Source organism: Terribium retamae (assembly GCF_022347545.1).
Taxonomy (GTDB): domain Bacteria; phylum Pseudomonadota; class Alphaproteobacteria; order Rhizobiales; family Rhizobiaceae; genus Mesorhizobium; species Mesorhizobium retamae.
In genome coordinates this window covers 14,682-28,938 of the sequence record NZ_JAKREW010000051.1, presented here as the reverse complement: position 1 = coordinate 28,938, position 14,257 = coordinate 14,682, and the positions used below count along the sequence as shown (strand labels likewise).

The window sequence follows — 14,257 nt, the reverse complement described above, 5'->3', positions numbered from 1 at the left end:
GCGCCACCCAAGGCACCGCCAAGACCACCAGTGCCGCCGCCGACACCACCAATACCACCGATTCCGCCGCTCAGACCTCCCGCCACACCGCCGATCGCGCCACCCAGGGAGCCGCCGATACCGCCGCTAACACTGCCGCGGCTCGCACCAACTGACTTTCCACCCGTCGAAGCGCGGCCACCAGACTTACCACCTATCGAAGCGCTACCTCTTGACGACTTGCCGCCGGCCGAGGCTTTGCCACCAGCCTTACCGCCCATCGAAGCGCCATCTCTTGACGACTTGCCGCCAGCCGAGGCTTTGCCGCCAGCCTTACCGCCCACCGAAGCAGCGTCTCTGGACGACTTGCCGCCGACTGAAGCTTTACCGCTGGACTTGCCCCCTATCGAAGGGCCACCTCTTGACGTTTTGCCACCGACAGAGGCTTTACCGCCTATCGAAGCGCCTCTTGAAGACCGGCCCCCTACCGAGGCCCCTGCTGCCGATTTGCCGCCAATGGAGGGGCCGCTACCAGACGACTTACCGCCAACCGAAGCTGAACCGCCGATCGAAGCACCACCAACCGAGGCCGAGCCCCCGATCGAAGCGCCACCGACGGAAGGGCCGCCAATCGAGGCGGAGCCTCCGATTGAGGCGCCACCGACCGAAGGGCCGCCAATCGAGGCGGAGCCTCCGATTGAGGCGCCACCGACCGAAGGGCCACCAATCGAGGCGGAGCCTCCGATTGAGGCACCACCGACCGAGGCCGAGCCTCCGATCGAAGCGCCGCCAACGGAAAGGCCGCCACCAGTCGATTTACCGCCGACCGAAGGCCCGCCCAGCGAGCCTCCGAGGCCTCCGACCGAGCCACCAACCGAACCACCAACGCCACCACCCGCTCGATCGCGAGCATCAGCGCTGTCCACTTGGGCGACCACCGCCGTCAACAACGCAGCTGTTGCCGTGGAAAGGAGGAAATGAGAACGCCTGCTGATGCTAGCCATGGTACACTCTCCTGTCAGTTGTTTCCTGCGGTGCAGCGCGCAGCCAGTGGCATGGGCGCACCCGATTTGATCTGCAGATGAAGGATTGTCGTGCTGGGCCCCGCGGGTTGCTCGGACCGACGAACAGTTTGGGATTCACCGGAACAGGAAGCATTGTGCCCGGTGCTACGGGTACAGCGACGGTTGCCGCCCCAGACGCCAATTTGGGATGCTGAAATTGCCACGTCCGTTGCCTCCTCAGCTGAGTTTGGCGCACGCAAGCGCGCTCACGGTCTGCACACGGCAAACCAAGAAAAACTTTCCAATCAAAAGAGGTATCTCCGTGTCGGCGTTAATGCCGACACGTTTCGTGCATAAAACGAACAATTACTTTGAATAAAGTGAAGACTTAAGGTCTCTCCTAAACGCAATTCCTCATTCGAAAAATCTCCTATTAAACAGCTATATCAAATCCGATAATCAAACTCTGTCACATATGCTGAGGGACGTCATTGTCTATTATCCGGAAGTATTGACTGAAACGATCTGCCATTTCCCTTTATGGGCTCGTGAAAGAACGCGACATGAACCGCCGGCCGGCAACCGTCAAACCATGCTGCCGCTGTACGATCCCCGGCGATGTCAATCTCGAAACCGTCGCTGCTGCCGAGCCACAGGCAGGCGGCGACGCGTCTACTTAAGCGACATGGTGAGTCGACGCATTGGTTGAGTGGTCTGTATCGGCGTGTGCGTCGTCCTCGATGATCGGCTGGCCGACAAATGTCAGTATCGGCGTGATCACATCGGCAACGCCTTCGGTGATTTGAAGCGCCGAGTGCGCCATCTCAAACATATTTGATGCCGCTCCAGGATCGGCATGCACCTGGGTGGCCGTCGCTACAATGTTCTGTGTCGAGGCCGCATCTTGCGTCGAGGCAGCACTATCGGATGCTGTCTTGGCCTCACCTGGCGCCGACGCCGAGCCAGTGCCAAGAAGCCCACTCAGAATACCTTGATGGCTGCCGATCAAGGTCGAAAGGAGCCCACCACCACCGCTGCCAACCAGGCCGTCGAGGGTGCCGTCCTGCCCGACCAAACCGTCAACGACCGCGTCGCCGGTGCCGGCCAGACCTGCAATGACATCGCCACTATGGTCGCCCACCAGGCTTCCCAAAACGCCATCCCTGCCGACAAGGCTGTCGACAGCACCTGTGATCACCGGCGCGATATCGAGCACCCCGCTGTCTCCAAGCAGGCTGTCTGCGACACCTTCGACCACATGCAGTACTTTTCCGGCGCCATCCAAGGCACCGTCGGAAGGAGCAACAGTCGTTATTGTCGAACTGATGATAGATGATGCGCCGTGTGCGTCCCCGAACGTTCCGCCGCCTCCAGAATTCGCATGAACCGCCGATGCCGAAGGGCCGGTACCCGCAGATGCGCTCGCGGTCGCCATGCCATGCGCCGTACTTTCCAGAGCTACGTCATCAGTTGCAGCCAGTGCGGATGCGGCTTCCGACGCCTTCTGCACAGTCTCAGGCGAGCCTTCCGATTTCAACGCAGCAGCAGTCTCCGCACGGATCTCGTCTCCACTTGCAGCTGCCAATCCACCATCCGCGAGGTTCTCTTGGACCGCATAATTGGCTGTTCTCGAGTGGTCGATGTCCGGCACCACTTGATCAGCAGAAACGGAAGTGTCTGATTTGCGATCCTCATCAACAGGCAAGCCTGACTTGGAATCCGTCCCGGCGGCAGCCTGCTCCATTTCGAGCAACGCGATACCCAACCCGACAGCGCCGGCCGTCAGTGCAAAATTCAGCGTGTTGTCGGCCTTTACAATTTCGGTTTTGCTGTCTGAACGACGGCCCTTGCGGCCATCCAATTTGTCCACATTTGCCATGGATTGATCCTCATTCCTCTCGAAAAGCGTGCCCGACTTCATCAAGAAGCGGTCCAAGCAGGTAAGCTATCAGGGTGCGGGATCCGTTCGTGACCACCACTTCTGCCGGCATTCCCGGCTGCAGAGGGATCGTGGAATTGCGGAGGTCATCGGAATTGATCTTGGTGCGGATCGCGAAGTAGTTGAGCCCGGAGCGCGAATCCGTGATCTTGTCCGCCGAAATGCTGATTATTTCGCCGCGAAGCTGCGGGCGTTCATTTCTTGGCACCCCGGTCAGCCAGATGTTGGCGGCAGCTCCTGCTTTGACACCATTGATGTCGGAGAGCGGCAACCGGGCTTCGACAATCATCGGATTGTCGGCGGGAACAATGTCCATCAGTCGCTGACCGGCCTGAATGACCCCGCCTTCCGTGAATACGGACAAATCGACGATCGATCCGCTGACGGGCGATTTGATCACCGTTCGATCCATCACATCCTGTGCTGCCTTGAATTTTGGCATGGCCTCGGCCAACGACGATTGGGTCGTCCGGATCAGATCGACGATCTCGTTGATCCGCGAATGGTCAAGCTTGGCAATGGCAAGCTCGGCCTCGCCTATTTCCTGCGTGGCGGTGGAAATCTCGGCTGTGCGCGAACCCATATCGGCAAGGATGCGAGCGGCGGCTCTTTCCAGTTCGAGAACGCGTGTCTTGGGAGCGAACCCCGACTTCGCCAACTTCCGGGCGCCTTCCATCTCTTCGGTCATCAAGGCGTTCTGCTTCGAAAGCCCCTCTTTTTGCGACTGCAATCCGGCGATCTTCTCGCGAAGCTGTGCGACCTTCGAGACGAGCATCCCTTTCTCGGCTTCATACTGATGGGCTCGAGCGATCTTCACTGCAGATTCGTTCGCGACCGTTTCTTCCATTCCCTCGGATGGGTTGGCTTTCGCCCGGAACTTTTCGAGGCAGCTGGAATCGGCGTTGTCGCGCTCGCAAAACAAACGCGCCTGACGAGCCACCAAGGTCATGACCTCGGCCTTGGCTATATCGAGCTTGGCTCGAGATTCCGTCCCATCGAGCTCGATCAATGGTTGACCGCGCTCGACATGCTGGCCTTCCGAGACGAGGAGCCTGGAGATGACACCACCGTAGGGATGCGCCACCGACTGCCTCTGCGCCTGCACCTGCAAGCTTCCTTCGGCAATTGCTGCACTTGATAATGGCGCCACATAACCCCAGCCGACGACCAGCAATATGAAGGCCAGCAACGATGCCGCCCCCCAGGCGGCGGGACGCCAGGGATTGCGATAGGCGGCGCTGTCGGGAACTGTGATGGTGGTCATGAGCTGTCCTCAGCCTGGCAACGCGGGAGCTGCAAAACTCTCCGGCGGCCCAAACCTGTCGACCTTGCCGGAATTCAGCGCCAGGACGGTATCGACCACGCTGAGGATGGCTGGCTGATGGGTAACCACCACGACCGCCGTCCCCTGCGCCTTGATAAGGAACAAGGCTTTGCTGAGCGCGCGTACGCCTTCTACATCCAGATGCGCATTTGGCTCGTCCAGGACCAGCAGCCGCGGGCGGCCGAGCAAAGCCCTTGCCAGCCCGATGCGTTGGCGCTGTCCGCCCGACAAGCCCAGCCCGCCTGGCCCCAGCATCGTGTCGTACTGCTGAGGCAACGACAGCACCATCTCATGGATTCCCGCGAGCGTTGCCGCCTCCATGATCTGCTCGATGGAGGTGTCGCTGAAGCGCGAGATGTTTTCCCGAACGCTACCGGCGAACAATCCGACGTCCTGAGGCAGGTATCCGGTGATGCGGCCAAATTCTGCTTGATCCCAGTGCGAATAGTTCAGTCCGCCAAATGAGATATCGCCTCCCGCCGGCTGAAGAGCCCCGATAAGCAATTTGGAGAGCGTGCTTTTCCCGGAAGCGCTTGGACCGACGACTGCCAACGCCTCGCCTTCTCCAATCTTGAAGGAGATGTCCTCCAGCACTGGCTTCGGGCGCCCTGCGACACGGAAGGAGAGATTTTTCACGTCCAGCACCGTTTCTTTGGTCGGTACGATCGTCTTGACCTCGCTGACGGGAACGTCGTTCAAGAGGTCTCTGATCCGCTGATAGCCGGTCCGCGCTGTAGCTGCCTGCTTCCATGCAGTTACGGCTTGTTCGACGGGTATGATTGCCCGTCCCATAATGATGCTGGCGGCAAAAATCGTCGCGGGATTGATGGCATGGTCGATCGCAAGCCATGCGCCCGTGCCCAATATCAGAGATTGAAGCAGAAGCCGCGTGAAGCGGATTGCGGCCGAAATCATCGCGTTGCGGTCGCTCGCGAAGGCTTGCCTGACAAGCATTCCGGCGCGACTTCCCTGCCAGTGGCGCTCCACGGCCGACTGCATTCCCATCGCGCGGATTACGTCCGCATGCTGCATGATGTTCTCTGTGAAGACGAAAGATCGCCTGGCAGCGGCCTGCGCATCATCCATAGGTTTGCGAGTGACCGCCTCGTTCAGGAAAGCGAGTCCCAACAGTAAAATGGCACCAATCGTAGCAACGACGCCTAAAATGGGATGGATGAAATAGAGAAGGATGAGATAAAGCGGAATCCAGGGGACGTCGAACAGAAAATGGATTCCCGGTCCGGTGACGAACGCACGGAACTCATCCAGCTCTCGCAGTGGCAGAGCTCCAAGTGAATATCCGCTCCTGGATGATTTTTGCACAAGCGCGGAAAACACACGGCTCGCCAGTTTTTCGTCGAGCAGAATGCCGCAACGCGTCAACATCTGAGCGCGCATGGCATCCAGGATGGCCATCACCAGCAGTGCGACAATCAAGATAAGCGTGAGCAGGACAAGCGTTGGAATGCTTTCGCTCTGCAACACGCGGTTGTAGACCTGCATCAAATAGAGAGGTGAGCTGAGATAGAGTAAATTGATCGTGCTCGAGAAGATGCCTACAGCAATGATGTAGGGTCGAAGCGATCTTATTGCTGAGCCAATCTCAGTTTCTGCGCGCTTTTTGCTCGGTCGAAACAGCGCAGTTGCGTCAGCCAAGGACATGACTGGAGGCCCTTCGTTACTTCTGACAAGGACAAGATCAGGGTGTGAGACGTAGACCCTTCATTCAAAGAATGGCGGACACTTCACCGTCGACTGCCTGAGATCCTGAGCATCGACCGCTGCGAGGGCACAGTTCCTCGCAGCGGCTTGCGCCACGTGAGAGGCGTTCTGCACGGCGAACTGGCGACGGCCAAAAAAGGGCTGCGCCGGTTCTGTCCAGGAGAACAATCAGGCGATATGCACGCCGTCGTCAGCCTGCAGAGAATCGAGCACCAGCGCAGGTGTCAGAGCGACGCCTGTCCAGGCGCTGCCGACAAGCATAGCAGCTCCCATACCAAGATGACCACCGCCATTCATAAAGTTAAGGTAGGCATCATCGAAGGTTACTTCGCCGGAACGATCGTAATGGTATTCATTAATCTGGTCGACAGTCGAAGATCCAGTATTGCTGCCACCGAATAAAAAACTAAGCATTGGAAATCTCCTTTGAGTTTACTTTAGGCGCTATCAGCGTCGCACAGAACCCAAAGGAGTCAAGAATTTACGGGCCAATTCCGATTTTGCGCAAACAATTCCAGACAATCGTCAAAAAACGCGAGGGCTTGAGCGCTCGCAACGCCTCCGCTTCACGATAAAGAGCCTGGAAACGCCTCACCACAAGGAGCCAAGGGAGTCCCACAACCGAATAGTTATACTGCTGCCGGCATAGCGTTTGGCTTTGCATCGTATCCCGCGCAAGCGCAGTGGAGCGACGAATCCGCTTCTATGCCGTAGCCCTACGAACAGAAGCGCGCTCCCAATCCTGAAGTGTGTCGTAATAAACGCCGCTATCCGATTCCTGCACCGTTCCGTCGGGGCATAGGATCGCATAGCGCTCGGAGCATATAACCCCTTCGACCACGGGCTCGGACCAGCCCGCCAGCCCTTCATCGTCGAGGATGATCTGCCAAGCCGTGATTGGAGAGCGCCCGAAGCCTCGTACAGTGTCCGGCGCCGGCCAAAGCACATAAAATCCGGCCGCCGCCGAGATGATTTGAACAGCCATATTGATCCTTCCTCTTCCCGAGAGATCCGACCCCATGCTCAGACAGCAAGAAACGGGCCAGAAGGAAGCAAGATCAAAAATACCCGCGAATTTCGATCTTCCAGCCAGTGAATCGGATTAAAGATGAAACAGAGAGGCATGGAACTTTGAAATTGTACCGCTCTTTGGGCGCCACCGGCGCCGGCTTGACCTCTTTAGCCACCGAATCGGCTTGGGCTCGTCTGCGTGTCATTTCAGGTTACTCTTGTACTAAAGACCAGAATGCGGCGGAAAGCTGGCAACAAAGCTTCTCATGGTGACAGGCACGCTTCCAACGCTGGTTTATGCATAAGCTGATCTACACAGGTTGACCAACACCGCCCCCGTTGATTTACCGTTCTGGCAGCCGACAGCGCGTCAAATGCGTGCCGATTTGGCACAGCATGCTCCTTTTTTGCGAATAAGCGACGAGATAACCCAACAAGAAAATTGCGCCCGACCCTGGCGTGCGCGAACAGTCCATTTTAGCAGAAGATTCTTTACCCTCGGTCGGGGTGTCAGAATTTGGACGCAGAGCCCTGCGTTGTTTCAATCCGAACCGTGCTTGCGGAAAGCAGCTGGCGGTTGACCAACCGTTTTCGAGAATACCCTTGTGAAGTGCACGTGATCGGAGAATCCACATTCCGCTGCGATGCGAACGACAGGCATTGACGTCTTTGCCAACAGATACCGCGCGCGGTCGATCCGGCTATGAAGCAGATATTGGTAGGGTGTCGTCCCGGTTGCCTGCTTGAAAAGATGGGCAAAATGCCCCGTCGACAGCCCACTCCCTTCGGCAAGGTCGGTTAGCGTCAGCTTCTGACTCATTCGGGTATCGACCATTTCCCTGAAGCGGGCGATCTGGCTTCGAGTAAGCTCTCCAGAGGAGTCTTCCAAAGACTGAGGTGACCGAAAAGTCGAATATTTACGGAGCACGTGACACGCCGCGGCGCGTGCGAGATGCTCTACATAAGGGCGGGTTCCCTCTATCCCCAATTCCATTGCATCGTCGATGGCGGTGATCAATCCTTCGAGCAAGGGATCCATGAAAGCCAACCGGCCGACAATATCGATGGAGGATGACTGATTTCTGGTGATATCGCCTGCGACTTCATTCAGGAATGTATTTCTGAGATAAAGATGAGTGGTGTGAATACGCCTGTCCCATTTCATATTCACCGGCTGGTTCGGTGCCAGGATGCTCAACTGTCCGGGATGGAGATACGCCCGATATTCTTGCGATTGAATGTTGCAGATGACCCGCGTGGATCCCGATCTTGTGAGGCTGATAAAAAGGTGCGGACTCGCCCGAAAGCTGCCTTCGTTGGGATCTTCGATCTGCTTTGATATGTAGACGTTGTCCCAATTCCGGCCGGCACTCGTTCGAAGGGTCCGACAGGAATCGAGTTGCCCGAAGCTGTGGGTCTCCTCCAACGGAAATTCACGAAAAGAGGCGACATAACCTTGCTTGAAATGCTGAACCTGTGAAGCAGCAGGATCGTGTTGCCGAAAGTTCTGCTCGTTGGGCGGGGGGTTCAGAGTGTTCATACCGGGCCACCTCATTGCATCGAATGCAAATCCGGATACTTCAGGATATTCTCCCAGCCCCGCTCCAAGATAAAAGATTGCTACCTTGGCGCCAGCTTACATAAGCAGCATGGTTAATTAGCAATAGGGAATAGGACTTAAGGCCAAGAAAGGACCTAGAGTTAATATTCTTTGATTTTCGGCACTTGAGATGAGCCCGCTGCGGACGCAACTGGGGGCGAACGAATATCAAACACTGAGCATCAATCCATTCACTTTAGAGCATACTTAAATGATGGCGCATTGGTGCAAGCTTGCTGGCTTGCCGAAGAGCCTCACATTACATGATCTGCGCAAGTCGCTCGGCGTTTATCTGGCCGAAGCGGAAAGCCTCTACCAGGCAGCTGATGGACGTGCTCAGACATGACGACATCGATCATGCCGAGCTCGGTTCGTGCGAAGCATCGCAGGTCCGGCTTGCCGTCCAGCGAATGGATTGAGTCGTGCGGCTCGTGGCACGCCGGCCGCTGCTTGGCGAACCTGTCGGCGAACCACGCTATAAAGCGTTAATAAACAACGATAATGGTGGGCCCGGAGGGACTCGAACCCCCAACCAAGCGGTTATGAGCCGCCGGCTCTAACCATTGAGCTACAGGCCCCACGCGGGCTGGATAGTGTTTTTCCTGTCCCTGCACAAGGCTTTACCAGCGCTCTCGCCAACATCGCCCAAATCAATCCATATTCGGCGCCTAATCGGGCCTTCGCCACTGGCGAACAACGGAGTTTTTCTATGACCAGAGCCTTTTTACCGCTAGCCCTCGCAGCCGCCGTAGCGATGCCGGCGATCGCCGGTGCGGCCGAGACCCCGCTGCCGCCGCGCATCATCGTGTCCGGCGAAGGCGAAGCCAGCGTCGCGCCCGATCTGGCGCTTCTATCGCTTAGCGTGATGCGCGAGGCCAAGACCGCGCGCGAGGCGCTCAATGCCAACAACGATGCCATGGCTGCCGTGATTGCTGCCATGAAGGCGGCAGGCGTCTCCGAACGCGATCTGCAGACGGCGGGCATCCAGATCAACCCGCGCTACAACTACCCCAACAAGCCCGACGGCAACCAGGAAGCGGAACTTGTCGCCTACCAGGTCACCAACACGCTGTCGGTGCGCGTACGCGACATCGCCAAGACAGGCGAAATCCTGGACAAGGCAGTCTCGCTTGGTGTCAACCAAGGTGGCGGCATCTCCTTCACCAACGAAGATCCTGCGGCCGCCATCACCGAAGCGCGCAAGAAGGCGGTGGCCGACGCAATTGCCAAGGCCAAGACATTGGCCGAGGCTGCCGGAGTGAGTGTAGGCAAGGTTGTCGAAATCACTGACCAGAACTATGCCCCGCCGCCAATGCCGATGAACGCCAAGGCCTATGATGCGGCCGGCGCTGCCGTGCCGATGCAAGCCGGCGAAAACGCCTATAAGGTCGTGGTCAACGTCACTTTCGAACTGAAATAATTGCTGTGCGGCCGCGGCCACCACATTCCGGTCATGCAAAAGACAACCCCGCAGGATCGCTCCTGCGGGGTTGTCTTTTTTGGATTTTCGGGGCAGTCGCAAGTTAGCGGTAAAGCACCGGGCAACCGCGCTCGCGGCCGAACACGACCATGGTGCGCTCGCCATCCTGGCGACCTGCAACCTTGATCACGCGGCGGTTCACGTCGACGACGCGAGCCCGCCAGATGCCCATGCGTTCGGCCTTGTTCAGCGCCCATTCCGGCGAGCAGCCGCGACGGTCGCGATGCCAACGGTCACGGCGCCAGTCGCGATAATCGCGGTCGCCGTCGTAGACGCCGAAGCGCGGCTCACCGCTACCGAAGTTGAGATAGATGCCTTCTGCCTGTGCCGTGGCAGGAACGGCAGCGAGCGCACCCAAACCGACGAAAGCCGAAAGTGCGAGAGCCTTGAACTTGGTCAACATGGTCTTCTCCTTGGTAGAAGCGTTGTCTGCTTTGAACCCTGTTCGCCGAAGCGATGATGCCACCATAACGAGGCCAGTCTGAACCGAACGGGAACCACGCGTTCATGCGAGGTTCATTTCGCTGGTGGCCATAGTTGGGCATGGAAAATGAACGGCGGCTTTGCCGCACGCATGCTTCGACGAGCGGCCCGGCTTCAGGGCTCTTCGTCGAGCACGTAGTCGAAATAGTCTTCCGGCTCGGCCAGCTCGCTTTCGCTGGCCTTCACGCGTCCGCGCATCGAGATGCCGGCTTCATGCACCGTCTCGGCGCTGCCGGAAACCAGCCGATGCCACCAGTAAAGATCGTGTCCCTCGGCAACGAGCCGGTAGGCGCAGGTCGAAGGCAGCCAGTTGATGGTGCGCACATTCTGTGGTGTGAGACCGACGCAGTCGGGCACCTTGGCCAAACGGTTGGCATAGTCGTGGCAGCGGCAGGTGCCGGCATCGAACAGGCGGCAGGCGACGCTCGTCCAGTAGATTTCGCCGGTATCTTCGTCCTCCAGCTTGGACATGCAGCATTTGCCGCATCCGTCGCACAGCGATTCCCACTCCGCCGGAGACATCTCCTCCAGCGTCTTGGTCTTCCAGAACGGTTCGCTTTCCATCGGGCGCATGTGGCGCGCCGCAGGCCTGACGTCAAGCGCGTTCGGCTGACGTCATCAAAACGCCCTTTCGACATCCCTATCCTCACCGTCGAAGCCGCTGGCCATCTTTCTGGCAGCGCGAACAGGCTTCGGCCGCGTCCCCGCAAAGGAGATACGACATGAAACGTCAACAACAACGGATTCTCACCGGAACCGCACTTGGCCTGTTGATGGCCTCGACACCGCTAGCCGCCTCACCACTACTGGAGCAGAGGGAAGGCATTGCATCGGCGCCGCCGCTGATCCTGGCCCAAGCCGAAAGTGGCTCCGCTGAAGCCAACCAACCACTTCTGGAGCAAGCAGCACCCGAACCACAACCCGAGCCAGCGGCTGCCCCTGAGCCTGTAGCGACGCCGGAGCCCGCGATCGAGCAGGCCCCAGCTCCGGAAGCCATGCCGGTACAGGCGCAACAGGAGCCCGAGGCCGCAGAGCCATCTGCCGAGCCCGAATTGCCACGCAAGAAACGCAAGCAGAACGAGGAGCAGGCAGAGCCTGCGCCGGCAGAGCAACCCGCGCCCGCCGAAGCCGCCCCTGCCCAGCAAGAGGCCCCGGCCGCCGAGCCGGAACAACCGCGCAAAAAGCGCAAGCAAAGTCAGGAACAGGCAGAGCCAGCCCCGGCAGAGCAAGCGCCCGCCGAAGCCGCGCCCGCTCAGCAGGAGGCCCCGGCGGCCGAACCGGAACAGCCGCGCAAGAAGCGCAAGCAGAGCGAGGAACAGCCGGCCGCCGAGCAACCAGCGCCGGCCGAAAAGGCACCTGAGGCCAAACCTGCCGAGCCCGAGCAGAAATCTGCTGAGCCGGAGCAGAAGCCGGTCAAAGAAGAACCCGCTGCCAAGCCGGCCGAACAGCCAGCGCAAGGCGGTGAAAAGCCTGCATCCGAGCAGCCGAAGGCTGCTGAACCCACCCAGAACGGCGAGAAACCGGCTGGAGAGGGCGCTGCGACGACCAAGCCTGCCGGTGAGGTACAGCCAGGTGAACAACCGAAAGCCGGCGAGACAACCCAACCGGCACAGGGAGAGCAACAGCCCGCACCGGCCGAGGGCGGCCAGCAGCCGGCGACTGGGGGACAGCAGACCGGAGCACCTGCCGATCCCAACGCCGCGCCGATCTTTGACAGCCAGAAAAACGCCCAACCTCCGGTCGAGGATCAGGCGGGTGGAACGGCCCAGCCGCAGCAGCCTGGCCAGGCACCGTCCGAGCAGCCTGCGACCCAGCCTGCCCAACCGGTCCAGCAACCAGTTGAGAAGGCGCCACCGCCCGTCGACGACAAGGCGGCACAAGTGACGATCGAACCCGAAAAGATCACTCCGGTGACGGAGGAAAAAGGCACGCGGCTTGAACGCGCACCCGATTTCGACGTGCGCAGGCGTCCGCGTCCGGAAGGCGCCGACATCGTCAAGAACTTCGGTGACCGCACGATCATCCAGTTCAACAACCAAGTGATCGTCGAAAGCAACGAGCGCCCGCGCATCACCCGCGACGCCCAGGATGTCTACTATGAAGATTTGCCGCGGGGCCGCACGCGCGAGACCATCGTACGCGACAACGGCAACCAGATCATCACGATCCGCAACCGCAATGGTGACATCATCCGGCGATCGCGCATCACCCCGGACGGGCAGGAATATGTGCTGAGTTATGTCGACGAGCGCTACTACGAGGACATCGACCAGTGGCGCGATCCGGGCGATGAGTTGCCGCCGATCTATGTCGACATCCCGCGCGAGGAGTACATCCTGGAATCGGAATATGTGCGCAGCCCAGACGACTACTATGTTTTCCTGGAACGGCCCCCGGTGGAGAAGGTCAAGCGGCTTTATTCGATCGACGAGGTTAAACGTTCGGCACGCGTGCGTGACATTGCACGTCGTATCGATCTCGACACATTGAACTTCGAATTCGGCTCGGCCACCATTCCGGAAAGCGAGGTCCAGAAGCTGCAAGGCGTCGCGGACGCCATGCAGAAGCTGCTTGGCAAGAACCCCGCCGAAACATTCCTGATCGAAGGTCATACCGATGCGGTCGGCTCGGATGTTGCCAATCTGGCCCTGTCGGATCGCCGTGCAGAGGCCGTCGCCAATGCGTTGACCAATGTCTTCGACATTCCGCCGGAGAACCTGACAACGCAGGGCTACGGCGAACGTTATCTCAAGGTGAAGAGCGACCAACCGGAACGGGAGAACCGGCGCGTCGCCATCCGCCGCATCACGCCGCTGGTGGCGCCGGTGGCTAACGCCAAATAGGCGGTTTTCCCGCTAGGGCATTGATTCGCCACATTGGGAGTCCCAAATGTTATTGGGGTTCCCTGCCCCGTCCCGTCCTGAACGGGACGTCAAAGAGGCCCGGCCGGCTTACTCCACCGACCGGGTCTTTTGCTGAGCACGATCCGCAACGTCGCAGATTTTCGGCAAGGATCATGCGGCATCCACGAGATAGGTGCCCTTCATCTTGACCGCATTCCTGCTCAAGGACGGAAACGCGGAACGCTCAAACTTTTGCTTTTACGCAATTCCGGACGAAAACCGCTTCACACTTTTTCTGGAATTGCTCTAAACCGACGCCGATTGGAACACGGACGCTTTTATGAAACGCCTCGAACTCGCCATCGAATCCATCATCCTGGCCTCGCGCTGGCTGCTGGTGGTCTTCTATCTCGGCCTTGGCCTGGCACTCGCCATCTACGCGATCTCATTTGCCAAGAAGCTCTATGAATTCATTTCGAAAGTCATGGTGCTGGGCGATACCGACACGATCCTGAAGATCCTAGGCCTCATCGACGCCGCCCTTGTCGCCTCCCTGGTGGTGATGGTCATCATCTCCGGCTACGAGAACTTCGTCAGCCGCTTCGACGAGCACGAAGGCAAAGTGCATTGGCTGGGCACGATCGATGTCGGCTCACTGAAGGTCAAGGTCGCCTCGACCATCGTGGCGATCTCGTCGATCCATCTGTTGCAGGTGTTCCTGAACTCCTCGTCCTATTCGACCGACCAGTTGATGTGGCTGACGATCATCCATCTCACCTTCGTGCTGTCAGCGCTGATGCTGGCCTATATCGACCGGCTGATGGGTCACGGAAAGGGCGACAAGCCCGGTTCCCCGGACTGATTTCTCGGTT

At 58.8% G+C, this 14,257-nt stretch carries 11 protein-coding genes, 1 tRNA gene and 1 pseudogene; 3 read left to right on the top strand and 10 right to left on the bottom strand.

The genetic code is table 11. The features are described from left to right. From L4923_RS27230 to L4923_RS27190, 8 genes and pseudogenes are all read right to left on the bottom strand, one after another. Positions 1-983 (bottom strand): annotated as a pseudogene (locus L4923_RS27230) (hypothetical protein); the annotation flags it as partial. Positions 984-1,659: 676 nt separating this feature from the next. Then, complete coding sequence (locus L4923_RS27225; protein ID WP_239370240.1) at positions 1,660-2,862, bottom strand: hypothetical protein; 1,203 nt, start codon at positions 2,860-2,862, stop codon at positions 1,660-1,662. 10 nt (positions 2,863-2,872) lie between these two features. Then, positions 2,873-4,186, bottom strand: coding sequence for an HlyD family type I secretion periplasmic adaptor subunit (locus L4923_RS27220; RefSeq protein WP_239370239.1), 1,314 nt, complete (start codon positions 4,184-4,186; stop codon positions 2,873-2,875). A 9-nt stretch (positions 4,187-4,195) separates the two neighbouring features. Beyond that, positions 4,196-5,908 (bottom strand): type I secretion system permease/ATPase, encoded by a 1,713-nt coding sequence (locus L4923_RS27215; RefSeq protein WP_239370238.1) that lies wholly within the window; start codon positions 5,906-5,908, stop codon positions 4,196-4,198. Between the two features lie 228 nt (positions 5,909-6,136). After that, positions 6,137-6,382 carry a hypothetical protein gene (locus L4923_RS27210; RefSeq protein WP_239370237.1) on the bottom strand — a complete coding sequence of 82 codons (246 nt, stop codon included), beginning with the start codon at positions 6,380-6,382 and terminating at the stop codon, positions 6,137-6,139. A 289-nt stretch (positions 6,383-6,671) separates the two neighbouring features. After that, on the bottom strand, positions 6,672-6,953 hold the full coding sequence (locus tag L4923_RS27205; protein ID WP_239370236.1) for a hypothetical protein: 282 nt from the start codon (positions 6,951-6,953) through the stop codon (positions 6,672-6,674). Between the two features lie 567 nt (positions 6,954-7,520). Continuing rightward, on the bottom strand, positions 7,521-8,519 hold the full coding sequence (locus L4923_RS27200; protein WP_239370235.1) for an AraC family transcriptional regulator: 999 nt from the start codon (positions 8,517-8,519) through the stop codon (positions 7,521-7,523). Between the two features lie 562 nt (positions 8,520-9,081). Next, positions 9,082-9,157, bottom strand: a tRNA-Ile gene (locus tag L4923_RS27190). A 131-nt stretch (positions 9,158-9,288) separates the two neighbouring features. Here L4923_RS27190 and L4923_RS27185 point away from each other — a divergent pair. After that, complete coding sequence (locus L4923_RS27185) at positions 9,289-9,999, top strand: SIMPL domain-containing protein (RefSeq protein WP_239370234.1); 711 nt, start codon at positions 9,289-9,291, stop codon at positions 9,997-9,999. 103 nt (positions 10,000-10,102) lie between these two features. On the opposite strand, the gene L4923_RS27180 is transcribed toward L4923_RS27185, so the two are convergent. Further along, positions 10,103-10,462 carry a hypothetical protein gene (locus L4923_RS27180; protein ID WP_239370233.1) on the bottom strand — a complete coding sequence of 120 codons (360 nt, stop codon included), beginning with the start codon at positions 10,460-10,462 and terminating at the stop codon, positions 10,103-10,105. Positions 10,463-10,656: 194 nt separating this feature from the next. After that, the gene (locus tag L4923_RS27175) at positions 10,657-11,115 is read right to left on the bottom strand and encodes a YcgN family cysteine cluster protein (protein WP_425531021.1); all 459 of its coding nucleotides are present in this window, start codon (positions 11,113-11,115) and stop codon (positions 10,657-10,659) included. 149 nt (positions 11,116-11,264) lie between these two features. Between L4923_RS27175 and L4923_RS27170 the strand changes: the two genes are divergently transcribed. Beyond that, positions 11,265-13,385, top strand: coding sequence for an OmpA family protein (locus tag L4923_RS27170; RefSeq protein WP_239370232.1), 2,121 nt, complete (start codon positions 11,265-11,267; stop codon positions 13,383-13,385). A gap of 340 nt (positions 13,386-13,725) precedes the next feature. Continuing rightward, entirely contained in the window at positions 13,726-14,247 is a 522-nt protein-coding gene (locus tag L4923_RS27165) for a TIGR00645 family protein (protein WP_239370231.1), read from the top strand. Positions 14,248-14,257 lie beyond the last annotated feature (10 nt).